Raw genomic sequence first — 25,535 nt, 5'->3', positions numbered from 1 at the left:
TCCGCTGGACGGTGTCGCGCCGTTCGTGTGGCACGGCTCGATCCGCTCCCCGGAGATCGCCGAGCAGGCCGCGTACTACGGCGACGGCTTCTTCCACAACAACATCTTCTGGCCCAAGGAACACACCAAGAAGCTGATCGACCTGTACCGGCAGCGGTACGCCCACTACGGGCACGGCACGCCCGAGCAGGCCATCGTCGGACTCGGCGGTCACGTCTACATGCGTCCGAACTCCCAGGACGCCGTCCGGGAGTTCCGCCCGTTCTTCGACCACTCGCCGGTGATGGGAGGCGGGATCCCGATGGAGGAGTACATGGAGCAGACCCCGCTGACCGTCGGCACGCCCGAGCAGGTCATCGAGAAGACGCTCACCTTCCGTGAGCACTTCGGGGACTACCAGCGTCAGCTGTTCATGGTGGACGGCGGCGGAATACCGCTGGAGACCGCGCTGGAGCAGATCGAGATGCTCGGTGCGGAGGTCGTACCGGTACTGCGGCAGGAGTTCGCGAAGCACCGGCCGGCCGACGTGCCCGACGCGCCCACCCACGCGTCCCTGCGCGCGGCCCGCGACGCGGAACGCGCGCACACCACCGGCCCGGCGGCCTGAGGCCGAGGCACACGCAAGCCCCACGGCAGAGGAGAACGAGGAACGATGACCGACAACTTCACCGGGTACACGGCGGGCGACGGAGTCGCGCCCGACCGGTGGGCGAGCGCCCTGCACCTGTTCGACGACGGCGCCGGCGCGCCGCACGAGGAGACCACCACCGAGCGCTGGGAGCGCGCGCAGCTGCTCTTCGAGGCCAAGGACTACATCGGGGCCGCGCGGCTGCTCGCCCTCGTCGTGGAGGAGGCCCCGGAGCAGACCGGTCCCCGGCTGCTGCTGGCCCGTGCCTACTACCACTCCGCTCAGCTGCGGCGGGCCGAGGAACAGCTCCGCGCGATCATCGAGCGTGATCCGGTGGAGCACTACGCCCACCTGATGCTGGGCCGCACCTTGCAGCGCCAGGGGCGGCAGGACGAGGCCGAGCCCTTGCTGCGCATGGCCGCCGCGTGGTCGGGCGAGTTCCCGGAAGACGACTGAGGGACGCGGCGGCAGGACCCGTCCCGTGGGTTCCGTACGGGGGGTCCGGGGTCACAGCCCCGGACCCCCCGGCGGCTTTTCGTTCAGCCGCTCAGAGACGCTCGACGGGTGACCGTGTCGACGAATCCCTCCAGCACCTGGGCCACACCGTCCTCGTCGTTGGAGGGCGCGCGGTGACGCGCCGCCGCCAGGACGTCCGGGTGGGCGTTGGCCATGGCGTAGGAGCTCCCCACCGCGCCGAGCAGGGGAAGGTCGTTGGGCATGTCGCCGAAGGCGGCGATCTCATGGGCGCCGATGCCGAGCCGGCCGCTCCAGGTGACGAGGGTGGTGGCCTTCGTGACGCCGGGCGCACTGAACTCCACCAGCGACAGACCGGTGGAGTGGGTGGTCTCGGCGTCCGGCCCGGCGGCGTGGCGCGCCCGCTCGTAGAAGGCGTCGAGCGGGAGTTCCGGATGGTGGGCCAGGATCTTCAGCGGCGGTCTGCCGGAGCCGGGGGCGAGGATCTCCTCGGCCGTGCCGATCAGTTCGACGGCCTCGTCCCCGAACGACCAGGCCGGGTACGCCGGTTCGTGACCGAAGGCGCCGTCGAACTCGACCGCGAACGAGACGCCCGGGATCGCGGCGCGTACGTGTTCCACCAGCCGGGTGGCCTCGGCGGCCGGGAGGGGGAAGGTGTGGGCGACGGTGCCGTCCGGTGAGTGGACCGCGGCGCCGTTGGCCGCGATGACGGTGTGGGGCCCGACCCGCTCCAGCAGGTCCGGCACGCCGCGTGGCGGGCGGCCCGTGACGAGCACGACACGTATTCCGGCTCCCTCGGCCGACGCCAGCGCCGCTCGCGTGCGCCGCGACAGCGTGCCGTCGCTCCGGAAGAGGGTGCCGTCCAGGTCTGTCGCCACCAGTTTCGGCGGTGTGACCAGCGGTGCGGCGGGCGTGGGTGCCATGGGTGCCGGTACCTCCTGCAACCTAGATGAAGCATCAACTGGGCTTTCACTGTGCCTCACTGGGCGAGCCGACGCGTCGGCCGGCGCTGGGGGAGCGGCGCGCGGGCCGGGGCTCGGCCGTGTCCCGAGGGACGGTCATGGCGCCTGCGCGGCAACCCGGCGAGGGGCCGTGCCGGGTATCGCGGAACCGGCGACCCGGCGCGCGGTGAACGCCTTCGGCACCGGGCAGCGCAGCCGGGTGTGGTCGGGCGGGCCGGAGCGGAGAGGGTGCTCGTCATCGAGGCACGTGCGAACACGGTGAGCTGCGCGATGAGGCGGAGTCCGCCGCGTCGCGGACATGGCTGCCCGGCCTGGGCCGGACAGCGCGGTGAGCCCGTCCCCGTACCGGGTGACCAGCCGGGCCTCCGGACCGCGGGCGATCACCGCACGCCGGACCGGGCTGTCCTCGCGCGGCTTCCGGTGGAGCGGGACGGGGTTCGCCGGGAGGGCCGGGCCGGAGTACGGCAGGAGCACCGGCTGCCGACCCGTCGTGCCTTCCAGGCCGCCCCGGCCCATGCACGGCTCCGCGACCATGCCGCACGTCGGTGCACGGACGTGCACCGACGTGCGGCAGGTGACGGTGTGCAGCGGGGTACCCGGCTCGGGCGTGCGGCTCGGTCGCTCACCGGCGCCGCCCCCGTCGCCCTGTACCGCGCGGTGCTCGCGCTCTCCAGGGCAGCCGGGTGCCGGTCAGCGCGGCCCGTGGCCGAGCAGGGCGGCCCGCAGCTCGTGCTCGGTGATCTGTTCGGCGGGGCGGTGGAGCACCCAGCGGTGGGGTTCGCCCTCCATGGGCAGCACCGCGACGACGGTCTCCCGCGGTGGGTGGCCGGCCCGGCCGCAGCCGAGCTGACGGATGATGACGGCGGTGTCGTCGTCCAGGCCGAGCAGGGCGCGTACGGCGTCGTTCAGTTCGCGCAGGCGCGGGCTCGGCCAGGCGATTCCCGGGCGTGGTTGCAGGTACATGGGGTGTCCCTCGGGCGGTTCAGCCGGGTGGTGTGCGGGTGGTGGCCCAGGCGGCCGTGCCGACGGGCGGCCGGGCGGCGCGGGGGCGTCCGGCCAGGGTCACCTGCCAGACGGTGAGGAGCAGCAGCGTGCCGGTTTCGGCGAGGAGGCTGAGGAGGGCCTGTGGCGCGGGTCGCAGGCCGTGCTCGGTGAATCCGAACACTCCGACGGTGCGCGAAGCGATGAAGCCGCCCAGGGCGCCGAGCGCGGTGCCCGCCGCGGCCATCCTCAGCAGCAGGGGTGGTGTGCCGATCAGCAGCAGGACGGCGAGGGCGATCGAGGCGCCGGCCTGGAGCAGGAACAGGGGGCCGATGACGGGGATGGAGCGGTAGCCGTCGATGTAGAGCTGGGCGTGGAGGTATCCGCCGGCGGCGAGGGTCGCGGCGGTCGCCGTCCGCAGGGCGGGGGCGAGGAGCCGTCGGGTGTTCATGTGAGCCTCTGGTCCGTGATGGCCAGTTCGCGCTCGCCCCGGCGGTAGCCGACGGTGCGGATACCGAGTGCCTCTTTGAGCTGCCGGGCGGGGACGACCTGCGGGGTGGGGGCGGGAGCCCGGCCCGGGTGGGGCAGGGGGTAGGCGGTGGTGGTGGCGGAGTGGAACGTGATGTTGCCCTCCGTCTTGGTGAAGAGCTGGTGGACGTGCCCGTTGAGGCAGGTGACGGAGGAGAAGCGGCGCAGGAGGGCGATGACCTTCAGGGCGTCGTCCGTGCTCCAGCCCCACTTCGGGTACATGGCGAACAGCGGGATGTGGCTGAAGACCACGATGGGGGTGTCCGACGACAGTCCGGCGACGTCCTTGCGGACGAAGTCGATCTGGGCGTTGCCGAGGTGGCCGAGCTTCTCCAGGCTCAGGGTGTTGACCAGGGCGATGAAGTGCACGCCGTGGGTGTCGAAGCTGTACCAGCCGTCGCCGAGCGTGCCCGTGCCGAACGTCCGCCGGTAGGCGCGGCCCGCGTCGCCGATGGAGTCGTGCTCGCCCGGCACGGTGAAGACGCGGTCCGTCCGCATACCGCTCATCATCTGCTTGACCTGGTCGAACTGCCCGGCCGTGGACAGGTGGGTCAGGTCGCCGCTGTGCATCACGAAGTCGGGCCGGAAGCCGAGCGTGTTGACCTGGTGGATCGCCTCGGAGAACGAGCCGGCCACATCCATGTTGGCCGGACCCTGGAACCCGATGTGGCTGTCGGAGACCTGTACGAACCGCAGCGCCCCGCTTTCCGCGGCGGCGGCCCCGGCGACGCCCCGGGCGGTGCCTTCCCGGGCGTCGGCGATCTGGCTGATCACCTGTCCGCCGGCCACGGTGAGCACCACGGCCCCTCCGAACCAGGCGGTGTGCCGCATGAGTTGACGCCGGGTCATACCGTGCTCGGTGTCGGGCCGGCCGGTGTCGTCGGCCGGTGCTCCGTCGTGGCTGTTCCAGTGGGCGGTCATCGGGTCACCTCCACGGTGGCGGTCATGAAAGGATGGATGGTGCAGAGGTAGGCGTAGGTGCCGGGCTTGGTGAACGTGTGGCGGTAGGTGGCGTGGGTGGCCAGGGCGGCCGAACGCAACGGGCCGCCCGATCCGGTGCTGGTGACGGTGTGGGCGTCGGTGTCCTGATTGGTCCACGTCACCGTCGTGCCCACCTTGATCTCCAGCTTGGCCGGGGAGAACGCGAAGTTCTTGATCGCCACCGCGTCGCCGGTGACCGGCGCGGTCTGCGCGCCCTTGGCCGACGGGCTCATGGTCATGCTCATGCTCGGCATCGGTGAGGCGCCGGGAGCGGAGCCCGCCGCGCCCCCCGGCCCCGTGGCGCCGGACATCCCTGCCATCCGGTGCTGACCCGGGCCGGGTGTGAGGGCACCGGCTCCGGCCGCCGGGGAGTGCGACGACTGGCCGCATGCGCTCAGCAGCCCCAGAGCGCCGCCGGTGGCGACGATGACGACGGCCATCCCGGCCGCGGCGCGTGACCGGCGGCCCGGCGCGCGAAGGTTCAGGTACATGGTGTCCGTTCCTCGTTGATCAGGCGGAGGCGTGGACCGCGCCGGACCGGCGCGCGCACCCGCGCGAATGTGTGGTGGATGCCGTGTTCGTGGGCGCGTGCCCCTCACCGGCCGGCCGGCGGACGTACAGGGGTGCCGCCCCGTGCACGCCGCTCGCCTCGACGTGTCCCGCACCGCACCTGCGCCCCTGCGCACCGCGAAGATGCGGACGGGGCAGGGCGGACGGCGCCGGAAGCGCTTCCGTCGCGTGGCGTGTCCCGGCCACCTCTGCCCCCTCCTTCGCTGTGCGGGGGACCGGTGAGGAACCGCGCCGGAGTCGGCTCTTGTCCGGCTTCACGGACGGCGGGGGCCCCACGGTTCGACAGATGGGCACCTTTCCGGGACGAATCGGTATCCCCGGAGGTCAGACAGGGTTCCGGACGTCCCGCACGCCGGCCGTCGGCGGCGCCGCACGGTCCGAAGGAGCGCCTCGCCCGCGAGGCCCGCCGAACGCCGTCTGCGCCTTCTTGTGCATTACAGGACAAAGCGGTACATATGCGCGACGATCGACTCATGCCCTGGAACCAAAAACGTGGCCCGCGGACCCGTCCGGATCGCTCCGCAGACCGTGTCTCTGGTGAAGGGACCCTTTCGACCGCGGACGAGGAACTGCTGCGCGCTCTGTACGCCGAGCACGCGGGACCTCTGTTCCACTACGTACTGCGGCTGACCTCGGGAGACTGGCAATGGGCGGAGGACGTCGTGCAGGAGACACTGCTCCGGGCGTGGCAGCACCCCGCCGCGTTCGACCCCGCACGCGGCCCGGCCCGGGCATGGCTGTGCACGGTCGCCCGGCACCTGGTCATCGACGCCCACCGGGCCCGGCAGGCGAGGCCGGCCGAGGCCGGCGGCGAGGCGCTGGAGCGGGCCGCCGAGCAGAACCCGGGGGAGGACGAGATCGATCAGGCACTCCAGAGCTGGGCGGTCGCCGACGCCGTCCGGTCGCTGTCCCCGGACCACCGCGCCGTCCTGCTGGAGACCTATTACCAGGGCCGGACCATGGCGGAGGCGGCACGCGTGCTGGGCATCCCGCTCGGCACGGTGAAGTCGCGGACGTACTACGCCCTGCACGCGCTGCGGCTGGCGTTGCAGGAACGCGGGATCGAGCCATGACAGAGGTGTGCGGGAGGTGGCGACCGTGAGCGCGGAGCACGACGATCTCCGGCTGGCGCTCGGAGCGTACGTCCTGGGCACCCTGCCGCCGGAGGAAGCCGAACTGGTGCGCGCCCACCTCGCGCACTGCGCGGAGTGCCAGGCGGAACACGCCCGGCTGGCGGGACTGCCCGCGCTGCTGGCGACGGTGACCGCGGCGGAGGCTTCGGGGCGTACGGTGCCGGCGGCCGACGGGAACCTGGCCGACCGGCTGGTGGCACGCGCGGGCGAAACCGTGCGCGGCCCTTCACCCGAGGAGCCCACGGCGCCCGCCGCGCCCGCCGTGCCCGTGGCACCGCCCACGCCGGAGAGAGGCATGCTGGAGAGACTGCTCCAGCAGGCCGCGACCCGGCGCCGCAGAACCCGGCGCCTGCAACTGGCCGGCGCGGGCGCCTCACTGGTGCTCGTCGCGGCAGCGGCCGGCGGCACATGGCTGGCCGCCGTCGGCACCGTGGGCAGCGTGGCTACGCCGCCCGGGCCGAGCGCGCCCACGTTCACGCGCACCTTCTCCGGAAGCGATCCGGCCACCGGCGTCTCCGCCTCGGTGAAGGTCTCGCCCTCCGTCTGGGGCAGTGTCCTCCAGGTCTCGGCCAGGGGGGCGCCCGCCGGGACCACCTGCCGGCTGCAAGCGGTCGGGCCCGGCGGAGTCAGGGCGGACGGCGCCACCTGGTGGGCCGGCAAGTACCCCGCCGGCACTACGATCCCCGGGACGGTCGCCATGGCCCCCGAGGCCATCCAGCACTTCGAGATCCTCGCGGACAACGGCCAGAAGCTGGTCACGATCCGGGCGTGACCCGGCGACGGCCGCCGGAGGTGAGCGCGGGACGGGACGAGGAGCCGGGAGGGGTCCGGGCGGCCGACGTGAGGTGAGCCGCCCAGGACCGGCGGACCAGCCCGAGGGAGCGCGCCCAGGACGTCCGGCGTACGGCCTCTTCCGGCACGCGCGGGGCCACCGTCGCCGGCCGGCCCCACCACGCGGCACGGCTCCGGCGGCGGTGCGGCCGTCCGGCCACGGCAGCTCACGGGTCAGCGTGGGCCGTTCGACCACGGCAGCTCACGGATCAGCGTGGGGCCGTCCGACCACGGCAGCTCACCGATCAGCAAGGCGACCTCGGCAGCGGGCACCGGTACCTCCGTGGCCGAGGGGCTGACCGGCGTGTCCCGGTCCGGTACGCGGGCGGGGGCGTTGCTCTCCGGCTTCGTGCGCGACGGTCCACAGGGGCGTTGCTCCCGGCTCCGCGGCGCGACGGTCCGCAGGGGCGTTCCTGACCGGTTCAGTGACGCCGCGTACCGGCACCCCGCGTGAGCCCGGCCGGGCCGCCGCCCCGATGGGAGCCGTAAGAAGCCGAGCAAAAGGGGCCGACCACCGAACCGTTCAGCGTGCGTCAGCCGTGAAACCGGATGAGCGCGCCATGCAGGACCAGCCCGCCGACAACCCGAAAGGTTGCTGCTGGTGGTCCCCCTTCCCGGTCTCCGCATCCTCACAGAAGAGCCAGAAGACCATGTTCGTGACCGACTCCCCCCGCACCAGTGCACAGCCCGGCCGGCCCTGCCGCCACGAGGCGCTGCTCACCCTGCCCGCGCAGGAGGCGCACGTCTGCGCCGTCCGTCACTTCGCGGCGGATCTGCTGGAAGCCTGGCAGGTACCCACGAGCGAGCGGGACTCCGCCATTCTCATCGTCGACGAACTCGCCGCCAACGCAGCCCAGTACGGCCGCGAGCGCATGACCCTGCGGCTCGTCCTCCACGACGGCACGCTGCACATCGTGGTCACCGACTCCGGCGGGGCGGTGGAGCGGCACCGCCCCGACATCGCCGCCGACGAGCACGGCCGCGGCACCGGCATCGTCCAGTACCTCGCCCAGTCGACCGAGGCCCACCAGACAGGCGGTGGCCGCGAGGTCCGCGCCTGCCTGAGCGCTCGTCACGACGAGGAGGAGTGACCGTGGACAGCGCGCCGGACGACGGCGAGGGCATCGACGTCCCGCCTCCGCACGAGGCGTACGCCAACGCACCGGGCCTGCGCCGCGAGATGCACCAAGTGCTCGCACTCGATGCCGAGCGCGACGGCCGCCGGGCCGGGCCCGGCACCGGTTCCCCGGCCGATGCGACGGCCGCCGAACGCGCCCGACTGCTGCGCCGGGCCGCCCTCATGGACCGACTGGCCTGCGCCGCCCCCGGTCCCGGCCCGATCGCCGCCGCCGCGGAAACCGCCGAACAACTCGTCCTGTACGACCGCCGCCACCCCGACCTGGTGGCCGGTCCGCACCGTCCCGACACGATCACGCTCGCCCGCAGCCACCGCCTCTACGTCCGCCAGGAGTACGCCGCTTGGACGGCTGCCGGGCGCCCCGGAACCTGAACGGCCCCGACCCGACCGGGAGCCGGCCCCGACCCGACCGGAAGAAGGAAACATGACCAGCTACGACCGCGACACCCGGCCCGGCTCCGCACCGGCCGCCCAAGCCCCCTCACCTCGCCTCCCCGGGCCCACAGCCGTGCGGGAACGCGCCGACCGGCAACAGGAACGGTCACGCGGTACGGGCGCCGACACGTTCGAAAGGGCGGTGTGACGATGTTCCGCAACGCGCTGGAGCCCTGGCACCTGCTGATCCTGGTCGCCGTGGTGATCATGATCTTCGGCTCGAAGAAACTGCCCGACACCGCCCGGGCGCTGGGCAAGTCCCTGCGGATCCTCAAGAGCGAGACCAGGGCGATGAAGGACGACGGCGCCTCCGACGAGGCTCCTCCCGAGGTGGAGCCCGGACCGGGCCGACGGACGGCCCCGGACGCTCCCACGGACGCCGCCACCGCCCGCACCACGCCCACGCACGGCACGACCGGCCACCCGGACTGAGCGGGTCCGCCGCACGAGATGAGGACATGGCATGCCCCAGTCGGTCCGAAACAAGAAGAAGGACCCCGAGGGGCGGATGCCGCTCGCGGAGCACCTTCGTGAACTCCGTTACCGGCTCGCCAAGGCCGTCCTCGCCGTCCTGGTCGTCACGGTCGTCGCGGCCTTCTCCTACAAGAAGATCATCAACTTCCTCACCAGGCCGGTCCTGGCGTCGGTCGGCTGCCCGGCCTCCTTCGCGGATCTGGCCCGGCGGCCCACGCACAGCGCCTGCGCGCACCTCACGATCAACGGTCTGCTCGCGCCCTTCACCCTGGCGCTGAAGGTATCGCTGGTGGCCGGCGTGGTGCTGGCCTCTCCGGTCTGGCTGTACCAACTGTGGGCGTTCGTCGCCCCCGGCCTGCACGAACGCGAGCGGAAACACGCCTACGCGTTCGTCGGCGCGGGCGTCCCGCTGTTCCTCGGCGGCGCCTTCTTCGCCTACAAGGTGCTGCCCAGGACCGCGAAGGTGTTGATCGGCCTCACACCGCACGGGGTGAACAACCTGCTGCCGCTGGACGACCTCCTCGACCTCGTCACCCGCATGGTGGTCGTCTTCGGTCTCGCCTTCGAGATGCCGCTGCTGCTGGTGATGCTCAACCTCACCGGAGTGCTGTCCGGCCGGCGGATGCTCGGCCGGTGGCGCGCCATGGTCGTGGGCATCACGGTCTTCTCGGCCGTGGCGACGCCGAGCACGGACCCGCTGACCATGCTGGCGCTGGCCGCGCCGATCTGGGCGCTCTACTTCGCCGCCGTCGCCTTCTCACTCCTCGGTGACCGGCGCAAGGCACTGCGCGAGCATCCGTTCTAGCCGCCCTCTCGTTCGCCGGCCGGGGCCCCTTTCCGGGACCCCGGCCGCGTGCCGGTGAGCGCGCACGACCGCGGAGTGCGCCGCGTGAACGCGATGCCGATCAGATGATCCGAACGGAAGGGCCTAGCCGCGCCAGGGACCGGTCACCGCGAACGTGGTGCCGGGCGTGTAGCAGTTGACGTACATCGTCTCGCCGTCGGCGGAGAAGGTGACCCCCGCGAACTCGCCCCACTCCGGCTCCTGTGCCGTACCGCCCGCCGTGAGGACCTGGCGGCCCCGGGCCATCGGGTACACCTCGCCCTTGCGGGTCACGCCGAAGACGTGCTGGGCCCCGTTGCCGTCCTCGCACACCATCAGGCCGCCGCCGGGGGCGAGGCAGATGTTGTCCGGGGACTCGCCGGGCAGCTGCACATCGGTGTCCGGGCCGAACACGACGACCAGCGTCAGCCGGCGGCGCGCCGGGTCGTAGCGCCAGATCTGGCCGTAGTGGTCGGCCGCGGAGCCGTCCGCGCCGCGGGCGAAGGACGACACGAAGTACACACAGCTGCCGCCCCAGTAGCAGCCCTCCAGTTTCTGCGCGTGGGTGATGCCGCCGGGTCCGTAGTCCTGTAGGCGGGTGGGGGTGGAGGCGGCCAGCGGGTCGGGTACGTCCACCCACTCGATGCCGTCGAAACGCGTCCCCGGCTCCTGGACCGGGGACAGGTCCGGCACGCCGGGCACCCGCATCGCCTGGAGCCGGCCGCCCGCGCGCAGCGAGCCGACTCCGCCGAGCGGCTTGTCCGGCAGGAAGCGGTAGAAGAGGCCGAACGGCTTCAGGAAGGCGTCCTCGGTCTCGTAGACGATGCCGGAGCGCGGGTCGATCGCGACCGCCTCGTGCTGGAAGCGGCCCATCGCGGTCAGCGGGACGGCGCCGGTGCGGTGCGGGTCGGTGGGGTGGACCTCGAAGATGAACCCGTGGTCCTTGGTGTAGCCGTTGGTGCCCGCCTTGTCCTCGGTCTCCTCGCAGGTCAGCCAGGTGCCCCAGGGGGTGCGGCCGCCCGCGCAGTTGACGGCCGTACCGGCGATGGCGACCCGCTCGGACAGCACGTGCCGGCGCGCGTCGAGCGTGAGCGCCGTGCAGCCGCCCTTGCCGGCCGGGTCGTAGGTGAGGCCGCTGACGGTCGGGACCGGGATCGGCGCGGTGACGCGGTTCTCGTGGTTGCGGACGAGGTGGGTACGGCCCCCTCGGCCGGCGAAGGCGGCCATGCCGTCGTGGTTCGAGGGGACTCTGCCCTCTCCGGAGCGGAGCTGGTCGCCCTCGCGGGAGAGCACGGTGTAGCGGAAACCTTTCGGCAGGTCGAGCAGGCCATGCGGATCGGGGACGAGCGGGCCGTAGCCGGTGTGGCCCAGGCTCTGCGCGGCGGCGGTGCCCGCGAAGAGCTCGGACAGGGCCCCGGTGAACGCGATGCCCGCTCCCAGGGCGCTCGCTCGGGCCAGGACCTGACGGCGTGTTGCAGACATGCGGCGGCAACCTTCCTGTTGGCGGACAGGAACTGTGATCCCGCAGTGTCTATCACCTGCCGCGGGCCGCGGGAACCACGCGTGCACCACGTGTCACGCATGGTGACGCACCCCGGGGTGGGCATCCGGTATTACAATATTCAAGCGCAGTCGGGGGAAAGGGCGGACATGTCCGGACAGGAGGTCGCGTTCGGGCCGTTGCTGCGCTCGATGCGACGGGCGAAGTCGCTGACCATCGAGGCCCTGGCGGAGGTCTCCGGGGTCAGCGAGCGGGGCATCGGCGACCTGGAACGCGGCCGGCGGGCCGCACCGCAACGGCGGACGGTGGCCGCGCTCGCGGACGGCCTCGGCCTGGACGACGCCGACCGGGAACGGCTGCTCGCCGCCGCCCGCGCCGGACGCACCCCGGGATACAGCCCCGTCGGCGTCCGCTCCTTCCCGCGGGGCATCGACGACTTCGCCGGCCGCGCGGACGAACTGGCCGAGCTGGAGGCGCTGGCCGCGCCGCCCCGGCAGGACCGCGCCGCCGGGGAGGGCGGCGGTGTCCCGGAGGGCCAGCCCGTCGTGGTCGTCATCCACGGACCGCCCGGCACCGGAAAGACCACCCTCGCGCTGCGCGCCGCCCGCCGGCTCGCGGACCGCTTCCCGGACGGCCAGCTCATGGTCGACCTCAGGGGGACCGACGACAGCCCGCCCGCCCCTTCCGAGCTGATGGTCCGGGTGCTCAAGGCCTTCGGCGTGCCCGACCGCGACCTGGCCAAGGCGGGACCGCAGGCCCACCCCGCCCTCTACCGGCAGGTCCTCGCCGACCGCCGCTGTCTGCTGGTGCTCGACAACGCCCGTGACGAGGCGCAGGTGCGCCCGCTGCTGCCGGGCTCGGGCGGAACCCTCGTCCTGGTGACCAGCCGCCGCGTGCTCACCGGACTGGACGACGTGCACCGGCTGCCCCTCGGCCGGCTCGAACCCGCCGAGTCGGCCGCCTTCCTGACCTCCCTCGTCGGCGAGGCGCGCGCGACGGCCGAACCCGAGGCCCTGGAGGAGGTCGCCCGGCTCTGCGAGCACCTGCCGCTGGCCCTGCGGATCGCGGGCAACTGGCTGGCGACCCGCACGGGATGGACCGTGCGACGGCTCGCGGACCGGCTGGCGAGCGAGGAACGGCGGCTGGACGCGCTGTCCGCCGGCGACGTACGCGTCGCGACCGCCTTCGACCTGTCCTACCGGCAGCTCACGCCCACGGCCGCCCGCCTGTTCCGGCGCCTGTCCCTGGTCCCCGGCCCCGACCTGGGTGCCGCCTGCGCCGCCCGGCTCACCGGCCAGGACGTCCACGACGCCGAGGACACCCTGGAGGAACTGGTCGAGGCCGGCCTGCTCGGCAGCGCCGAGGACCGCTACCGGCTCCACGACCTGCTGTGCCTGTACGGCCGTGGCCGTCTCGTCGCGGAGGACGACGAGGCCGACATCGAGCGGGCCCGCCGGTCGATGTTCCGCTGGCTGCTGGAGACGGCCGTCGTGGCGGGGCGGTGGTACGAACCCGGCCACGGAGCCCCACCCGCCTCCTGGCGCGGCACGGTCGACCTGTCCAGCGCCGACAAGGCCCGCGAGTGGCTCCAGACCGAGTCCGCGAACTGGCTGGCGGCCCTGCACGCCGCCGCGGCGGAGGGCGACCACGCCACCGTGGTCGAGGTGGCCGAGTCCCTGCACTGGTTCTCCGACCAGTGGATCTTCTGGGGGCACTGGCCGGAGGTCTTCGGCGCCGCCGTCCGCTCCGCCGAGGCGCTCGGCGACCCCCTGCTCGAAGCGACCCAGCTCAACTACCACGCCTGGGCCGTGATGCTCTGCGAGGGCCGGCCCCGCGACAGCATCCCGTACACCGCCCGTGCGCTCGACGCGGCCCGGCGGGCCGGTGACGCCGGGCAGCAGGGGTGGGCGCACGCGTACGCCTCCTGGGCCCACCGTGCGCTGGGCGAGGACGGCCCGGCCGCCGAGCACAGCGACCACGCCATCGCGCTGTTCGAGGCCGCCGGCGACCTGCACGGCCTGCTCCAGGCCCTGATCTCGCGCGCCGCGCACCTGAGGGGCGTGGGCCGCGACGAGGAGGCGATCGAGACCTACCGGCAGGTCCTGACCCGACTGGACGAGGCCGGTGACCGCCTCGAACCGCACATCGCCGCCTTCACCCGGGCCAACGCACTGGCGGGCGTCGGCGGCTGCTACGGCAGCCTGGGGCGCTGGGAGGAAGCGGTGGAGTACCTGCGGACCTCGGTCGAGCTGTCCCGGACGGACGGCAACATCGCCCTGGAGAGCCGCTACCTCCTCTCGCTCGGTGACATCCTCCTCCAGGCCGGCCGTCCCGCCGAGGCCCGTGAGGCGTTCACGCGGTGCGTCGCCCTCGGCAGCGACGCGGACCCGCGACGGGTCGCCGAGGCCCGCTCCCGGCTCGCCCGCCTGGACGGCGACCGGCACCGCCCGCCGCCTGGCGTGGGCGTCAGGTGAGGGTCGGACCCGCCGGCTGCTCGTCCTCGCCCCGCTCCAGGTGCAGGGTGCGCCATTCCCGGGGGGAGACCCCGTACGCGGCGCGGAACGCCCGGCTGAAGTGGGCGGGATTGACGAAGCCCCAGCGCCGGGCCACCGCCGAGACGGTGGGCGTCACCCGTCCGCGACGGGCGAGTTCGCGCCCGCACGCCTCCAGTCGCCGCTGCTGGATGAGACGGCTGACGGTGATGCCCTCGCCCTCGAAGAGCCGGTGCAGATAGCGGACGGATATGTGGTGCGCCCGGGCGATGGATTCCGGTGACAGGGAGGGGTCGCCCAGCTTGCGGTCTATGTGATCCCGGACGCTCAGCACGAGATGGTCGCGGCCGTCGTCCGGGTCCCGCAGGGCCTGATCGGTGATCAGGGTGGCGAACAGGTCGACGACGTGGCCGGCCAGCCGGTGCCCGACGGCCGCCGGGTAGGAGGGGGCCGCGTCGGCCAGCGTGGCGAGGAAGGGCCGCAGCACCGCGCCCAGGCCGTGTGCCGTGCCGATGGCGGTGCCCGTGACCCGCCGGATGTCACCGTCCGCGACGCCCAGCACATGCCGCGGCAGCTGGAAGACATGGGTGGCGAACCGCTCCGGATAGGTGAAGGAGAACGGCCGCGCGGTGTCGTAGAACACCAGGTCGCCCCCGGCCATCTCGGCCCGCCGGCCGTCCTGGATGAAGGTGGCGCTGCCCGACACCAGCAGGCCGACCGCCACGAGGGCCTCGGGCGAACGCTCGATCAGGGCCGGCGTGCGGCTGACCCGCCCGGCGTCGGCCTCCATGCGCGAGACCCGCAGGTAGCCCAGGCAGTCGCTGGCGATCCTGCCGTCGAACCGCCGGCCGTCGCGGGGGGCCACGGTGACCGGCACGAGTGCCCTGCTCACCGCGTCGTTCCAGTACGCGACCTTCTCCTGGTCCGGCACCGTGTCGGTCGTCAGCACCAGGCTCAATTGGCTCTCCCTTGGCATGCGTGGCACCGGGGCGCCGTACTGGTTCTGTTCCCTCGGCCAGCCAAGCAGCGGGAACCGGCGAGCACCAGGAAGGAAGCAGGCAGAAATTGATCAAGCGAAGTGCCGCCACAGCGCGGCCACCGCCGGTGACGCCTCACCCGGAGGGCGCACCAGCATGATCTTCCAGCGGGGTGCGTGGTGCCGGAAACCATACGCGGTCAGGTCGGGGAAGCGGTCGGCGATCGACCTGGGCAGGATGCAGACCCCCAGATCGTTGCGGACCAGCTCGGCCGCCGCAACGATGTCGTTCACCTCGAACGTCGTGCTGCGGTCGACGCCCGCGGCCCGGAAGGCGCGGTCCACCGAGTGACGGATCGCCCAGCCCGGGCTGAAGTCCACCAGCGGCAGCCGGGCGGCATCGGCGAGTTCCACCTCGCCCCGGGGCGTCGTGGCCCCTACGACCCGGCGCGGGGAGGCGACCAGCACCATCTCCTCCTCGGACAGCAGCCGGGTGGTCAGCCCGCGCTGCTGCTGGCGGTCCAGCGCCACCACGGCCAGATCGACCGTGCCCTCCCGCAGCGCCTGCCGGATGTCGGCGACCGCCGCCTGCCGCAGCTGCACGCCGAGCCCCGGGTGCTCCGCCCGCAGCGCGGCCAGGGCGTGGTGCAGCCCCGCCCAGACCCCCTGCATCGTGCCCACCGTGATCCGGCCGCGCAGTTGCCCCCGCACCGCGTCGACCGCCTCCCGGGCGGCTTCCGCGGCCCGCAGGGCGGCGCGCGCCGCCGGCACGAACGCCTCGCCCGCCGGCGTCAGCGCGACGCGGTGCGTGGTGCGGTCGAAGAGCGGCGTGCCCAGCTCGCGTTCGAGTGCGCGGACCGTGCCCGACACCGCCGACTGGACCACGTGCAGCTGTCGCGCCGCCGCCGTGAAGCCGCCCGCGTCGGCCACCGCGACGACGACCTCCATCTGCCGCAGATCCATCGTGTGCTCCTTCGGGCGGGTGCGGGGGTGGTCGCCGGCGGGCGGGACCCGTGCCGCATCGTAGGGGTGCGCCTGACGGCGGGAAGTCCGTCAGGCGCCTGTGAGGGGTGTGTCGGCCGGCCTTGCCCGGCGTCCTCAGTCGCGGGTTTCCGCGGCCGGGGTCCGCCGCGCGGCGCCGGGCCGCTCGAAGGCCCAGTAGACGAGCGCGGCCAGCGGGAGCGCGGCGCCCAGGACGGTGAGGCCGGCCCAGCCTCCGGCGTGGTACACCATGGACCCGAGCTGGGAGCCGGCGGCGCCGCCGACGAAGAACATGGCGATGAAGGCGCTGTTCAGACGGGCCCGGGCGCCGGGGTCGAGCGCGTAGATGGTGTGCTGTCCGAGGATGAGCGTCGCCTGTACGGCCATGTCGATCAGGATCGCGGCCAGGGCTATCAGCACGATGCTGTGTCCGCCCAGACCCGCGAGCAGGAAGGCCAGCGCGGCGACCACGAACGCGGCACCGGTCATGGGACGCGTCAGCCCCCGGTCGGCCCAGTGGCCGGCGAACGGGGCCACCGCCGCGCCCGCCGCGCCCACGAGCGCGAAGACACCGACGCCGACCGGCGAGTAGTGGAAGCGGGGACCGGTCAGGACGAAGGAGACCGTGGTCCAGAAGGCGCTGAACGCACCGAACATCGCCGCCTGGTACAGCCCGCGGCGCAGCAGCGCGGGATGGGTGCGCACCAGCCGGACCGTGGACCGCAGCACGTGGTGGTACGGGACGGAGGTGGTCGGGGCGTGATCGGGGAGAGCGACGCGCAGCGCCACCGTGAGGACGGCCATCAGGGCGGCGGAGCCGAGGAAGACCACCCGCCAGCCGGCGACGTCGGAGACCAGACTGCTCAGGGTCCGGGAGAGCAGGATGCCGGTGAGCAGACCGCTCATGACCCGGCCGACGACCCGGCCCCTGGAATGGTCCGGGGCCAGGCTGGCCGCGAAGGGCACCAGGATCTGGGCCACGACCGAGGTGGCACCGCTGACCAGCGCGGCGATCAGCAGCACGGGGAAGTTCGGGGCCAGTCCCGCCACCACGAGGGCGGCCGTCGTGACGATCAGCAGGACGGAGACCAGGTTGCGCTTCTCCAGCCGGTCGCCGAGCGGCACCAGGAAGATCATGCCGAGGACGTAGCCGATCTGGGTCAGGGTGATCAGCGTGCCGGCGGTGGCCTCGCTGATCCCGAACACTCCGCTCAACGACGACAGCAGGGGCTGCGCGTAGTAGAGGTTGGCGACCGTCATCCCGGACGCGACGGCCAGGAGCGCGACCAGCCAGCCGGGCACGCCCTGGGCCTCCCGTACGGCGTGGGTCCTGCGGCGGAGATCAAGTGGTGTGGACATGGGCACCTTCTTTCGTCATGCAGCACAACGACCTGACCGCCGGCCGCCTTCCTCACCTGGCGCGATCGTTCGGGATGTCAGTCATCTCGCATGGAGATGAGCATGCGAGCGCCGGGCGTCGACCCTAGAGGCGGGTGGACGGTGCTTCTTGCCAGGTGACGCACGCGACGATGCCTCACCGCGCACGACTCATGCCCCTGCCCGCACGGAACGCCGGACGGCCCCCCGCGCGCTGCCCGGGCGCCCCAGGCTGACATGCGTGGACTCCCCACCGGACGTCCACCGCCGGACCGTCCCGGCGCGGAAACACCGTTTCAACCAGGGGACCCCATGAATCCGATGCCCCCGCCCACCGGAACCGGCAGCGCCGCCGGCCGACCCCCGTACCCGGACCTGACCCTGGCGAGCGCCCCGGTGCCCGCGCTGACGCGCGCCTTCCTGCCCGCCCACGTCCGTGCCACCGCCCGCTTCACCGCACCGGCACAGGTCCGCATGCTCGGCCTCCTCCAGGTCAGCACCTACCGCGGACCGGCACGGTCCTTCGTCCGCTCCACCGAGGACACCACCGAGCCGCATCTGACGCTGGGCGTCCACTCCTCCGGCAGGGCGACCCTGGTCCGGGGGGACGGCACCACGGCCTGCCGTCCGGACGACATCTTCGTCTGCGACCACGCGGTGCCCTTCCTGCTGCACGAGTCGGTGGACTTCGAACTGCACCTCGTCCGGATCCCACGGATCGCGCTCACCCTGACCGACCGCCAGGTGCGGGCGCTCAGCGCCCGGGCACCCTTCGCCGACGGCCCGGTGGCGCCCCTGCTCGGCCCCCTCCTGCGGGGGCTGCTCGACACCCTGCCCGCGTACCCGCCGGCGACGGCCCTCCGCCTGGCCACGACCGTCACGGGGTTCGTCGGTTCGCTCGCGGCGGAGGGCCCGGGGCACGGGCAGGACGTGGAGGACACCGTGGACGTGGCGAGGCCGGAGGGCGCGGCGGGCGCCGAACCCGCGTCCGGACCGGCGCAGGAGCACCAGGACCTCCTGTGGCGCGTGCGTGCCTACGTCGACGCGCGGCTGTGGGACCGCACCCTGACCCCCGCCACGATCGCCGCGGCCCAGCACATCTCGGTCCGCTATCTGCACAAGCTCTTCGAGGGCCAGGGCAGCACGATCGGCCGGTGGATCCAGCACCGCCGCCTGGAGGAGGCACGGCGCGAGCTGGCCCGGCCCGAGGCGTGGGACGTCGCGGTGGGGGCGGTGGCCAAACGGTGGGGCTTCGCCAACGCCACCCACTTCAGCCGCAGTTTCCGCGCGGCCTACGGCATGTCACCCCGCGAGTGGCGCAACCGTACCCGGCCGTCCGAGGACCCGGCGAGCGGGGACGGCTGACGGCGGAAACTGTGCACGCAGCGGCAAGTATCCACAGCACGGTGCCGCCCGCATCCCGTTCGCCGCGCCCTAGGCTGGGCACTTGTGCCGGTGGAGCCGCCTTCGGCGCCGCACGCCTGCCTGCCCGGTCGCGGGGGAGGGGCCGGCACCCTTTCCGACGGCCCGGTCCCTTGCACGGCCGGGCCCCCGCGCAGGAGTTCTCTTGCAAGATGACGTTCCCGCCCCTGGGGCCGCACCCGTCCTGGAGCGGCTGGCACGCGCCTTCGTCGAGACGTACGCGCTGCCCGCGTCCTCGGACCCGGACGCGGCCGGCGCCAGGGCGCGGATGGCCTCCTTGTGGGCCGGTGACGACGGTGACGAGCCGGACATCGAGGAGGAGTGGCTGGCGCTGCCGGGCAGCGACGGCCACCGCGTCCGGGTGCGCATCCTCCGCCCCGCCGGCAGTGACGAACCGCTGCCGGTGGTGCTCTACCTGCACGGACTGGGCTGGATGCTGACCGATGCGTACGCGCACCGGCACCTGCTGACCGACCTCGTCCTCGGAACGGACGCCGCCGTGGTCATACCGGAGTACGACGCGCCGGAGGACGTCCGCTACCCGGGCGCCGTCGAGCGGGCGTACACCGTGGCCCGGTGGATCGCCCTGCACGGCTCGGGATGCCGGCTGGACGGGAGCAGGATGGCCGTCGTCGGCGCCAGCGCGGGCGCCCAGCACGCCGCCTCGCTCGCCCTCCTGGCGCGGCAGCGCGGCGGCCCGGCCCTCCGGCACCAGGTGCTGCTCTGCCCGGTGACCGACGCCGCGATGGACACCCCCTCCTACGCCCAGTTCGCCGACGGCTACTTCCTGAGCCGCGCGGCCATGCGCGACTACTGGGAGCAGTACGCACCCGACCCGCGGATCCGGACGCACGACACCGTCTCCCCGCTGCGCGCACCCACCCGGTCGCTGCGCGGCCTGCCGCCGACGCTCGTCCTCACCGCGGAGGCGGACGTGCTCCGCGACGAGGGCGAGGCCTACGCCTCCCACCTGAGGGAGGCGGACGTCCCCGTGGTGTCCCTCCGCTACCACGGCACGATCCACGGCTTCGTGCTCTTCGACCCCCTCCGCGACACCGACGCCTCCCGCGCGGCCCGCATCCAGATGACGGACACCCTGCACACCGCGCTGCACGCCGCCTGACCCGTCCGCCCGGGGCGCCGACGCGTGCGGCGCGCCCGGCTCACCCGGCCGCGCCCATCGCCTCCTCGCGCTTCAGCCGCCGCCACTCGCTCGGCGCCACCCCGTACGCCGCCTGGAAGCGCCGGCTGAAATGGCTCGGGCTGCTGAACCCGCAGCGGGCGGCGATCGCCGCCACGGTGAGACGGTCGTACCGGGCGGAGGCGAGCATCCCCCGTGCCTTGCCGAGGCGCTCGGTGATCAGCCACTGCTCCAGGCTGAGCCCCGCCCCACTGAGCAGCGCGTAGAGCCGGCGCACGGAGATCGCGTGCTCCGCCGCGATCCGTTCGGGCGTCAGATCGCGATCCGCGAGGTGGCGCCGCGCATGGGTCATGATCCGGGTGAGCAGGGTGTCGTCCATCACGGACCGGACCGCGGCGGACTCCTCGGCGTGCGCGGCCGACACCAGCAGCGCGCGCACCAGATCGGTCGTCGCGGACGCCAGGTGCCGCGCGCCGGGATCGGCTTCCAGGCCGTCCGGGTCGCGCCACACCCCGCGCAGATGAGTCAGGACCAGGTCGTGCAGCGGGCTGGCACGCAGCCGTTCCGCCGCCCGCACCACCACGTCCACCGGCAGGCCGAGCCGGTGCATGTCGAACATCATCGACTGGGACGCCCCGTCACCGGACCAGCCGTACACCCGCGGCGACAGCTCGTGGAAGACACAGATGTCGTCCGCGCCCAGCAGCCGCCGTGCGCCGGAGACCTCGGCCCGGTGCACACCCTCGGGCTGGAGCGAGACGGACACGATCGGGTCGCTCCGGTGGTGCCGGACGTGCCGCTCCGTGCGCCGCACCTCGAACCCGGAGTTGCGGGTGGCGAAGAGACACAGATCGCCCACCCGCCACATCCGCATCCGGGCGTGGATGCCGGACGCGGGCTCCTCGTGGACCACGTCGTTGGGTACCGACGAGTCCGTCAGCGCGTGGTGGAACGCGTCCGCCCGGTCCCGTGGCGCCACGGTGGCGAGATCGAGCAGCAGCACACAACCCCCCGAATCGACTTCCCAAATGCCGCGGTCCCGACGATACGACGCCCCCGGACGGGCCGGTGGCCGCTGAGCGCGCACAGGCCACAGATGGTGCACAGACAGTCAATCCGCCCCCTTGCGCCCGCCCTAGGGTCTCGGAGGTACCGGCGGCTTCGCCCACGGCGCGGTGGCGCGTTCCCCGCGCAGGAACCGGACCATCGACCCGTCCGGACGTCTCACGGCCCCGGCACCACCCACGAGCCACCCACCCGCCCGGCAGCCGGGCACGGGCCGGCACCCACCCCACCGATCAGAGAGTCCTCCCATGTCCCGTACCGACGGACCGACCGTCGTCCTCGTCCACGGAGCCTTCGCCGACGCCTCCAGCTACGCGGAGGTCATCCCCCGGCTGATCGCCCGCGGCCTCGACGTCGTCGCCCCGGCCGTGCCCAACCGCAGCCTCATCGGGGACGCCGCCTACGTCGCCGACATCGTCCGCCAGATCGACGGCCCCGTCGTCCTGGTCGGCCACTCCTACGGTGGTGCCGTCATCACGGTCGCCGGCACCGAGGACAACGTCAGCGCCCTGGTCTACCTGGCCGGCTACGCCCTGGAGGAGGGCGAGAGCCTCGGCGAGCTGCAAGGCCGCTTCCCCGACTCCGACCTGGCGGGCGCCCTCGTCTACACCCCGTTCCCGGTCGAGGGTTCGGACCAGCCCGGAACCGACGTGTCGGTCCAGCCCGGCAAGTTCCCGGCCATCTTCGCCGCCGACGTCGACCCCCGCCTCGCCTCGGCCCTCGCCGTGTCCCAGCGCCCGCTGGCCGCCCTGGCCTTCACCGAGGCGGCCCCGGCCGCGGCCTGGAAGACCAAGCCGTCCTGGGGCCTGGTCGCCTCCGCCGACCACACCATCAACCCCGACGTGGAGCGCTACGGCTACCGGCGGGCCGGCATGACCACCGTCGAGGTGGACTCCTCCCACCTGGTCATGCTCGCCCACCCCGAGCGGGTCGTGCGCCTCATCGAGGACGCCGTCCGGGCCACCTCCCGCTGACCCCGGCCCGCACCCACCCTTCCACCCCTGACAGAGAGCGAACGATGAATCCTCCGATCTCGCGCCGTACCGTGACCACGTCCCTCCTGGCCGGTGCCGCTGCCCTGGGCACCGCCGGCATCGCGAACGCCGCGCCGGCCGCGGGCCGTCCGGCCACCGGACACGGCCGCCCGGCCGACCCCACCGTCGTCCTGATCCACGGCGCGTTCGCCGACGGCTCAAGCTGGCGCGCCGTCGTCCAGCGCCTGCTGCGGCAGGGCCACCGCGTGCTGGCGCCCGCCCTGCCCCTGCGCGGCCTGGCGAGCGACGCCGCCTACATCCGCAGCGTCCTGGAGAGCGTCAGCGGACCGATCGTCCTGGTCGGGCACTCCTACGGCGGCGCCGTCATCAGCCAGGCCGCGGCCGGTCTCCCGAGCGTCAAGGCGCTGGTCTACATCGCCGCCTTCGTTCCCGAGGTCGGGGAGAGCGCGCTCCAGCTCACCGGCAAGTTCCCCGGCAGCACCCTGGGAGAGGCGACTGTCACCCAGCACTACCCGCTGCCCGACGGCGGCCAGGGCGACGAACTGGTCATCAGGAAGGACCTGTTCCGCAACCAGTTCGCCGCCGGTGTCCCCGTGCCGACCGCCCAGGTCATGGCCGCGGGCCAGCGCCCGATCACCCTGGCCGCGCTCCAGGAACCGGCCACCGCCGCCGCGTGGAAGAAGATCCCCAGCTGGTACCTCGTGGCCACCGAGGACCGCAACATCCCGCCGGCCGCCGAACGCTGGATGGCCGAGCGCGCCCACGCCCACACCGTCGCCGTGCGCGCCCCGCACGCGGTGTCCGTGAGCGACCCCGGTCCCGTCACGGACCTGATCCTGCGCGCGGTCCGCTCCGTCCGCACCGGCCACTGACCCGGCCGCCGCACGTCACCGCGCCGGCCCGGTGCCGGCGCACACCCCTGCCGCGGCGCCCGTGAACCCCGAGCGCCCGTGAGCCCCGAGGAAGAAGCACCATGACGCTCCGTCGCATCCTGCCCGCCGTACTCGCCTGCTGCGCCGTGCTGACCGCGTGTACGAGCCACAGCGCGGACGGCACGTCCGGCGGCGCCCCGCCCACGTCCGCCGCGGCCACCGGTACGCCGTCGGCGACCGCCTCGGGGCCCGCCGGCGGCGACACCGCCGACCCCTCCGAACCGACCGGCACCGGTACCGGTACCGGTACGGCGGCGGCGTCACCCGCCGCCCCGGCCCCCAAACGCTGCCGCACCTCCGACCTCAAGGCGTCCCTCGGGTCCGACCACCCCGGGGCCGGGCAGGAGAACTTCGCCCTCGTGCTGACCAACCGGTCCCCGCGCACGTGCAGCCTGTACGGCTTCCCGGGCGTGGCGTTCGTCGACGGAGCGGGCGACGCCGTCACCCCGGACCCCGAGCGGGCCATCGACCAGCCGCAGCAGCGGGTGACGCTCGCCCCGGGGGCCGACGCCTGGTCGGCGCTGAGCTACACCGATCCGGCGATCACCGGCGTCACCACCGTCACGCCGCAGGCCCTGCTGGTCACCCCGCCCGACGAGACCACCTCGCTCTCCGTCCCCTGGACCGGCGGCAAGGTCTCCAACACGGGAAAGGCGTCCGTCCCCCGGGTGAGCCCCCTCAGGCCGGGCAGCGGGGCCTGACACACCCGTCACGGCCCCGGCCCCACCCCGTCCCGTTGTGAACCAGCACGTCAGGAGCCAGTGTGTCCCGCGCCCGCCTCCGCGGTTTCTCCCGATCCGACACCACCCGCGCGGAGGCCTTCAGCGACGGCGTGCTGGCCATCGCCGTCACGCTGCTGGCCCTCGGTCTCTCCGACCCACCGCACCGGCCGGGCGGCCTCGGCCACGCCCTGCTGGCCCAGTGGCCCGCCTACCTCGGCTATCTGGCCTCCTTCGGATACGTGTCGGTCATCTGGCTCAACCACCACCAGGCCTTCGTGCGGGTCCGCGTGATGGACCGGGGGCTGCACGCCGCCAACCTGCTGCTGTTGTTCAGCACGGCGGCGCTGTCGTTCCCCACCGCGGTCGTCGCGGACGCGCTCCAGGCCGACCCCGACGGTTCCGACGCCCGGGTCGCCGTCGCCCTCTACGCCGGCCTGGCGGCGGTGATGTGCCTGAGCTGGGTGGCCTTCTACCACCAACTGGCCCGCCACCCCGAGCTGTTGACCCCCGAGGTGGAGAGCACGTACGTACGGCACGGCCGCCTGCGCTCCTGGGCGGGAGCCCTGGCGTACAGTGCCGCCGGGCTCCTCGGCGTCGTCGTCGCGCCGCTGGTGGCCGTCGCCGTCTTCGTCGTGCTGCCGGTGTTCTACTTCGTCACCAGCGACGGGTTCCCCGAGGGACGGTGAGCGGACGCCGCCGCGTCAGGCGGCGGGGTCCTGCGGCGTCCGGGCCGGGAGGGTGAGCACGGCCAGGAAGGCCAGGGCGGCCACCGTGGCGAAGAAGTAGAAGCCCCAGGGGTGGCCGATCCCGGCGGAGACCAGGGCGCCGGTGACCGACGGGCCGACGATGGAGCCGATGCGGCCGATGCCGGACGCGGAGCCGAGCGCGGTGCCGCGGACGGAGGCCGGGTAGTACTGCGTGACGTAGGCGTAGACGAGCACCTGCGCCGAGAAGACGAACACGCCGGTGAGGAAGACGACCGTGTCGAGCAGCAGGTCGCTGTCCATCTTGACGCTGAGCCAGGCCAGCATGCCCACCGAGACCGCGAACCAGCCCAGCGTGGTGAGCTTGATGCCGCGCCGGTCGGCCACGAAGCCGCCCAGCACCAGACCGGCCACACCGCCGGCGTTGAGTACGAGGAGCTGGGTGACCGCCGTGGGGACGGGGTATCCGGCGTCGTTCATGAGCTTGGGCAGCCAGGTGTTGAGGCCGTAGACCAGCAACAGGCCCATGAAGGAGGCCACCCAGATCCCGATGCCGGCGCGGAGGTACGTCGGCTTGAGCAGCTCGGTGAACGATACGCGCTCGGCACCCGGCGCCTCCTTGGCGCGGACGAACGCCTCCGACTCCGGCAGGCGGAACCACTGGACGACCGCTACGGCCAGTCCGGCGACGCCCAGGACGTAGAAGAGGACCTCCCAGTCGTCGGTCACCCGCAGCGCGAGCAGCGAGGTGATCACGGCGCCGGTGTGGTAGCCGGTCATGGTCAGCGTGCTGGCGCGCGCCCGCCGGTCCGCCGGCATGTGTTCGGCCATCATCGTCAGGGACACGGGCATGCACGCGCCGAGCCCCAGGCCGGCTATGAGGCGGAGTACGGCGAACATCGTGACCGAGCCGGCGCGCGGCACCAGCAGGGTGAAGACCGAGAACAGCACCACCGAGCCGATGAGCAGCAGGCGCCGGCCGAGCCGGTCGGCCAGCGGACCGACCAGCACCGCGCCGATGGCGACGCCGACGAGCGACAGCGTGGCGACGGTGGTCGCGTCCCCCGCGGTCATGCCGAGGTGACGCGTCTTGAGCAGGGTCGGGATGATGGCGCCGAGGACGACGAGGTCGTAGCCCTCCAGCAGGACGGTGGTCCAGCACAGGACCACCGTCCAGAGGTTGCGTCCGGCGGTGCCGGTCCCCGTGGTGGTGCCGGACGCGCCGGACGAGGCGATGGATGCCATGGCGGTGTTCCCCCTGTGAGCGGC

The 25,535-nt window shown here is 73.4% G+C and carries 27 protein-coding genes; 16 read left to right on the top strand and 11 right to left on the bottom strand.

The window, feature by feature from the left end; all coding sequences use genetic code 11:
- Nucleotides 1-607, top strand: a 607-nt coding sequence (locus AQJ11_RS24620; RefSeq protein WP_159061689.1) for an LLM class flavin-dependent oxidoreductase, incomplete at its 5' end; no start/stop codon positions are given.
- 45 nt (nucleotides 608-652) lie between these two features.
- On the top strand, nucleotides 653-1,084 hold the full coding sequence (locus tag AQJ11_RS24615; protein WP_014670994.1) for a tetratricopeptide repeat protein: 432 nt from the start codon (nucleotides 653-655) through the stop codon (nucleotides 1,082-1,084).
- Between the two features lie 83 nt (nucleotides 1,085-1,167).
- On the opposite strand, the gene AQJ11_RS24610 is transcribed toward AQJ11_RS24615, so the two are convergent.
- The 5 genes from AQJ11_RS24610 to AQJ11_RS51175 form a co-directional block, all read right to left on the bottom strand.
- Nucleotides 1,168-2,025, bottom strand: a complete 858-nt coding sequence (locus AQJ11_RS24610) for an HAD family hydrolase (RefSeq protein WP_059264404.1) — start codon at nucleotides 2,023-2,025, stop codon at nucleotides 1,168-1,170.
- 729 nt (nucleotides 2,026-2,754) lie between these two features.
- Nucleotides 2,755-3,027 (bottom strand): hypothetical protein, encoded by a 273-nt coding sequence (locus AQJ11_RS24600; protein ID WP_059264402.1) that lies wholly within the window; start codon nucleotides 3,025-3,027, stop codon nucleotides 2,755-2,757.
- Between the two features lie 19 nt (nucleotides 3,028-3,046).
- Complete coding sequence (locus AQJ11_RS24595) at nucleotides 3,047-3,496, bottom strand: hypothetical protein (protein ID WP_059264401.1); 450 nt, start codon at nucleotides 3,494-3,496, stop codon at nucleotides 3,047-3,049.
- Nucleotides 3,493-4,494 carry a metallophosphoesterase family protein gene (locus AQJ11_RS24590; RefSeq protein WP_014670989.1) on the bottom strand — a complete coding sequence of 334 codons (1,002 nt, stop codon included), beginning with the start codon at nucleotides 4,492-4,494 and terminating at the stop codon, nucleotides 3,493-3,495. Before AQJ11_RS24590 ends, AQJ11_RS24595 begins: the two co-directional genes overlap by 4 nt.
- On the bottom strand, nucleotides 4,491-5,045 hold the full coding sequence (locus tag AQJ11_RS51175) for a cupredoxin domain-containing protein (RefSeq protein WP_244218334.1): 555 nt from the start codon (nucleotides 5,043-5,045) through the stop codon (nucleotides 4,491-4,493). Before AQJ11_RS51175 ends, AQJ11_RS24590 begins: the two co-directional genes overlap by 4 nt.
- Nucleotides 5,046-5,597: 552 nt before the next feature.
- On the opposite strand from AQJ11_RS51175, the gene AQJ11_RS24580 reads away from it, so the two are divergent.
- From AQJ11_RS24580 to tatC, 7 genes are all read left to right on the top strand, one after another.
- On the top strand, nucleotides 5,598-6,197 hold the full coding sequence (locus tag AQJ11_RS24580) for a sigma-70 family RNA polymerase sigma factor (protein ID WP_086011639.1): 600 nt from the start codon (nucleotides 5,598-5,600) through the stop codon (nucleotides 6,195-6,197).
- Nucleotides 6,198-6,222: 25 nt separating this feature from the next.
- Entirely contained in the window at nucleotides 6,223-7,029 is an 807-nt protein-coding gene (locus AQJ11_RS24575) for an anti-sigma factor family protein (RefSeq protein ID WP_059264511.1), read from the top strand.
- 619 nt (nucleotides 7,030-7,648) lie between these two features.
- Nucleotides 7,649-8,179 carry an ATP-binding protein gene (locus AQJ11_RS24570; protein ID WP_059264400.1) on the top strand — a complete coding sequence of 177 codons (531 nt, stop codon included), beginning with the start codon at nucleotides 7,649-7,651 and terminating at the stop codon, nucleotides 8,177-8,179.
- A 2-nt stretch (nucleotides 8,180-8,181) separates the two neighbouring features.
- Complete coding sequence (locus AQJ11_RS24565; protein ID WP_059264399.1) at nucleotides 8,182-8,598, top strand: hypothetical protein; 417 nt, start codon at nucleotides 8,182-8,184, stop codon at nucleotides 8,596-8,598.
- A gap of 52 nt (nucleotides 8,599-8,650) precedes the next feature.
- The gene (locus tag AQJ11_RS49300; protein WP_159061687.1) at nucleotides 8,651-8,809 is read left to right on the top strand and encodes a hypothetical protein; all 159 of its coding nucleotides are present in this window, start codon (nucleotides 8,651-8,653) and stop codon (nucleotides 8,807-8,809) included.
- A 2-nt stretch (nucleotides 8,810-8,811) separates the two neighbouring features.
- Complete coding sequence (gene tatA, locus AQJ11_RS24560) at nucleotides 8,812-9,093, top strand: Sec-independent protein translocase subunit TatA (RefSeq protein ID WP_058079435.1); 282 nt, start codon at nucleotides 8,812-8,814, stop codon at nucleotides 9,091-9,093.
- Nucleotides 9,094-9,124: 31 nt separating this feature from the next.
- Nucleotides 9,125-9,940, top strand: a complete 816-nt coding sequence (gene tatC / locus AQJ11_RS24555; protein ID WP_059264398.1) for a twin-arginine translocase subunit TatC — start codon at nucleotides 9,125-9,127, stop codon at nucleotides 9,938-9,940.
- A gap of 123 nt (nucleotides 9,941-10,063) precedes the next feature.
- Here tatC and AQJ11_RS24550 read toward each other — a convergent pair whose 3' ends face one another.
- Nucleotides 10,064-11,440, bottom strand: a complete 1,377-nt coding sequence (locus tag AQJ11_RS24550) for an alkaline phosphatase PhoX (RefSeq protein WP_059264397.1) — start codon at nucleotides 11,438-11,440, stop codon at nucleotides 10,064-10,066.
- 168 nt (nucleotides 11,441-11,608) lie between these two features.
- On the opposite strand from AQJ11_RS24550, the gene AQJ11_RS24545 reads away from it, so the two are divergent.
- A complete protein-coding gene (locus AQJ11_RS24545; protein ID WP_059264396.1) occupies nucleotides 11,609-13,933 on the top strand; it encodes an ATP-binding protein in 2,325 nt (774 codons plus the stop codon).
- Here AQJ11_RS24545 and AQJ11_RS24540 read toward each other — a convergent pair.
- From AQJ11_RS24540 to AQJ11_RS24530, 3 genes are all read right to left on the bottom strand, one after another.
- Complete coding sequence (locus AQJ11_RS24540; RefSeq protein WP_014670979.1) at nucleotides 13,926-14,909, bottom strand: AraC-like ligand-binding domain-containing protein; 984 nt, start codon at nucleotides 14,907-14,909, stop codon at nucleotides 13,926-13,928. The genes AQJ11_RS24545 and AQJ11_RS24540 overlap by 8 nt on opposite strands.
- Before the next feature lie 111 nt (nucleotides 14,910-15,020).
- The gene (locus tag AQJ11_RS24535; RefSeq protein ID WP_059264395.1) at nucleotides 15,021-15,890 is read right to left on the bottom strand and encodes a LysR family transcriptional regulator; all 870 of its coding nucleotides are present in this window, start codon (nucleotides 15,888-15,890) and stop codon (nucleotides 15,021-15,023) included.
- Nucleotides 15,891-16,025: 135 nt separating this feature from the next.
- Nucleotides 16,026-17,267, bottom strand: a complete 1,242-nt coding sequence (locus tag AQJ11_RS24530; RefSeq protein WP_014670977.1) for an MFS transporter — start codon at nucleotides 17,265-17,267, stop codon at nucleotides 16,026-16,028.
- A 330-nt stretch (nucleotides 17,268-17,597) separates the two neighbouring features.
- On the opposite strand from AQJ11_RS24530, the gene AQJ11_RS24525 reads away from it, so the two are divergent.
- Both AQJ11_RS24525 and AQJ11_RS24520 read left to right on the top strand, forming a co-directional pair.
- On the top strand, nucleotides 17,598-18,650 hold the full coding sequence (locus AQJ11_RS24525; protein ID WP_059264394.1) for a helix-turn-helix domain-containing protein: 1,053 nt from the start codon (nucleotides 17,598-17,600) through the stop codon (nucleotides 18,648-18,650).
- A gap of 202 nt (nucleotides 18,651-18,852) precedes the next feature.
- Entirely contained in the window at nucleotides 18,853-19,830 is a 978-nt protein-coding gene (locus AQJ11_RS24520; RefSeq protein WP_059264393.1) for an alpha/beta hydrolase, read from the top strand.
- A gap of 40 nt (nucleotides 19,831-19,870) precedes the next feature.
- On the opposite strand, the gene AQJ11_RS24515 is transcribed toward AQJ11_RS24520, so the two are convergent.
- Nucleotides 19,871-20,851, bottom strand: coding sequence for a helix-turn-helix transcriptional regulator (locus tag AQJ11_RS24515; RefSeq protein WP_059264392.1), 981 nt, complete (start codon nucleotides 20,849-20,851; stop codon nucleotides 19,871-19,873).
- 310 nt (nucleotides 20,852-21,161) lie between these two features.
- Here AQJ11_RS24515 and AQJ11_RS24510 point away from each other — a divergent pair, with 310 nt between their 5' ends.
- The 4 genes from AQJ11_RS24510 to AQJ11_RS24495 all read left to right on the top strand — a co-directional run bounded on the left by AQJ11_RS24510 (nucleotide 21,162) and on the right by AQJ11_RS24495 (nucleotide 24,248).
- Complete coding sequence (locus AQJ11_RS24510) at nucleotides 21,162-21,887, top strand: alpha/beta fold hydrolase (protein ID WP_059264391.1); 726 nt, start codon at nucleotides 21,162-21,164, stop codon at nucleotides 21,885-21,887.
- A 44-nt stretch (nucleotides 21,888-21,931) separates the two neighbouring features.
- Nucleotides 21,932-22,780, top strand: coding sequence for an alpha/beta fold hydrolase (locus tag AQJ11_RS24505; RefSeq protein WP_041664979.1), 849 nt, complete (start codon nucleotides 21,932-21,934; stop codon nucleotides 22,778-22,780).
- A gap of 101 nt (nucleotides 22,781-22,881) precedes the next feature.
- Nucleotides 22,882-23,541 carry a DUF4232 domain-containing protein gene (locus tag AQJ11_RS24500; RefSeq protein WP_059264390.1) on the top strand — a complete coding sequence of 220 codons (660 nt, stop codon included), beginning with the start codon at nucleotides 22,882-22,884 and terminating at the stop codon, nucleotides 23,539-23,541.
- A gap of 62 nt (nucleotides 23,542-23,603) precedes the next feature.
- The gene (locus tag AQJ11_RS24495) at nucleotides 23,604-24,248 is read left to right on the top strand and encodes a TMEM175 family protein (RefSeq protein WP_014670970.1); all 645 of its coding nucleotides are present in this window, start codon (nucleotides 23,604-23,606) and stop codon (nucleotides 24,246-24,248) included.
- A 15-nt stretch (nucleotides 24,249-24,263) separates the two neighbouring features.
- Here AQJ11_RS24495 and AQJ11_RS24490 read toward each other — a convergent pair whose 3' ends face one another.
- Nucleotides 24,264-25,511 carry an MFS transporter gene (locus AQJ11_RS24490; protein WP_059264389.1) on the bottom strand — a complete coding sequence of 416 codons (1,248 nt, stop codon included), beginning with the start codon at nucleotides 25,509-25,511 and terminating at the stop codon, nucleotides 24,264-24,266.
- Nucleotides 25,512-25,535: the final 24 nt, after the last annotated feature.

Source organism: Streptomyces corchorusii, assembly GCF_001514055.1.
GTDB classification, from domain to species: domain Bacteria; phylum Actinomycetota; class Actinomycetes; order Streptomycetales; family Streptomycetaceae; genus Streptomyces; species Streptomyces olivaceoviridis.
This window is presented reverse-complemented; position numbering and strand designations above follow the sequence as displayed.

Coding starts and splice junctions, on each gene's coding strand:
- AQJ11_RS24615 (WP_014670994.1), top strand. CDS start 653: ATGACCGACAACTTCACCGGGTACACGGCGGGCGACGGAGTCGCGCCC.
- AQJ11_RS24610 (WP_059264404.1), bottom strand. CDS start 2,025: ATGGCACCCACGCCCGCCGCACCGCTGGTCACACCGCCGAAACTGGTG.
- AQJ11_RS24600 (WP_059264402.1), bottom strand. CDS start 3,027: ATGTACCTGCAACCACGCCCGGGAATCGCCTGGCCGAGCCCGCGCCTG.
- AQJ11_RS24595 (WP_059264401.1), bottom strand. CDS start 3,496: ATGAACACCCGACGGCTCCTCGCCCCCGCCCTGCGGACGGCGACCGCC.
- AQJ11_RS24590 (WP_014670989.1), bottom strand. CDS start 4,494: ATGACCGCCCACTGGAACAGCCACGACGGAGCACCGGCCGACGACACC.
- AQJ11_RS51175 (WP_244218334.1), bottom strand. CDS start 5,045: ATGTACCTGAACCTTCGCGCGCCGGGCCGCCGGTCACGCGCCGCGGCC.
- AQJ11_RS24580 (WP_086011639.1), top strand. CDS start 5,598: ATGCCCTGGAACCAAAAACGTGGCCCGCGGACCCGTCCGGATCGCTCC.
- AQJ11_RS24570 (WP_059264400.1), top strand. CDS start 7,649: ATGCAGGACCAGCCCGCCGACAACCCGAAAGGTTGCTGCTGGTGGTCC.
- AQJ11_RS49300 (WP_159061687.1), top strand. CDS start 8,651: ATGACCAGCTACGACCGCGACACCCGGCCCGGCTCCGCACCGGCCGCC.
- tatA (WP_058079435.1), top strand. CDS start 8,812: ATGTTCCGCAACGCGCTGGAGCCCTGGCACCTGCTGATCCTGGTCGCC.
- tatC (WP_059264398.1), top strand. CDS start 9,125: ATGCCCCAGTCGGTCCGAAACAAGAAGAAGGACCCCGAGGGGCGGATG.
- AQJ11_RS24550 (WP_059264397.1), bottom strand. CDS start 11,440: ATGTCTGCAACACGCCGTCAGGTCCTGGCCCGAGCGAGCGCCCTGGGA.
- AQJ11_RS24545 (WP_059264396.1), top strand. CDS start 11,609: ATGTCCGGACAGGAGGTCGCGTTCGGGCCGTTGCTGCGCTCGATGCGA.
- AQJ11_RS24535 (WP_059264395.1), bottom strand. CDS start 15,890: ATGGATCTGCGGCAGATGGAGGTCGTCGTCGCGGTGGCCGACGCGGGC.
- AQJ11_RS24530 (WP_014670977.1), bottom strand. CDS start 17,267: ATGTCCACACCACTTGATCTCCGCCGCAGGACCCACGCCGTACGGGAG.
- AQJ11_RS24525 (WP_059264394.1), top strand. CDS start 17,598: ATGAATCCGATGCCCCCGCCCACCGGAACCGGCAGCGCCGCCGGCCGA.
- AQJ11_RS24510 (WP_059264391.1), top strand. CDS start 21,162: ATGTCCCGTACCGACGGACCGACCGTCGTCCTCGTCCACGGAGCCTTC.
- AQJ11_RS24505 (WP_041664979.1), top strand. CDS start 21,932: ATGAATCCTCCGATCTCGCGCCGTACCGTGACCACGTCCCTCCTGGCC.
- AQJ11_RS24500 (WP_059264390.1), top strand. CDS start 22,882: ATGACGCTCCGTCGCATCCTGCCCGCCGTACTCGCCTGCTGCGCCGTG.
- AQJ11_RS24490 (WP_059264389.1), bottom strand. CDS start 25,511: ATGGCATCCATCGCCTCGTCCGGCGCGTCCGGCACCACCACGGGGACC.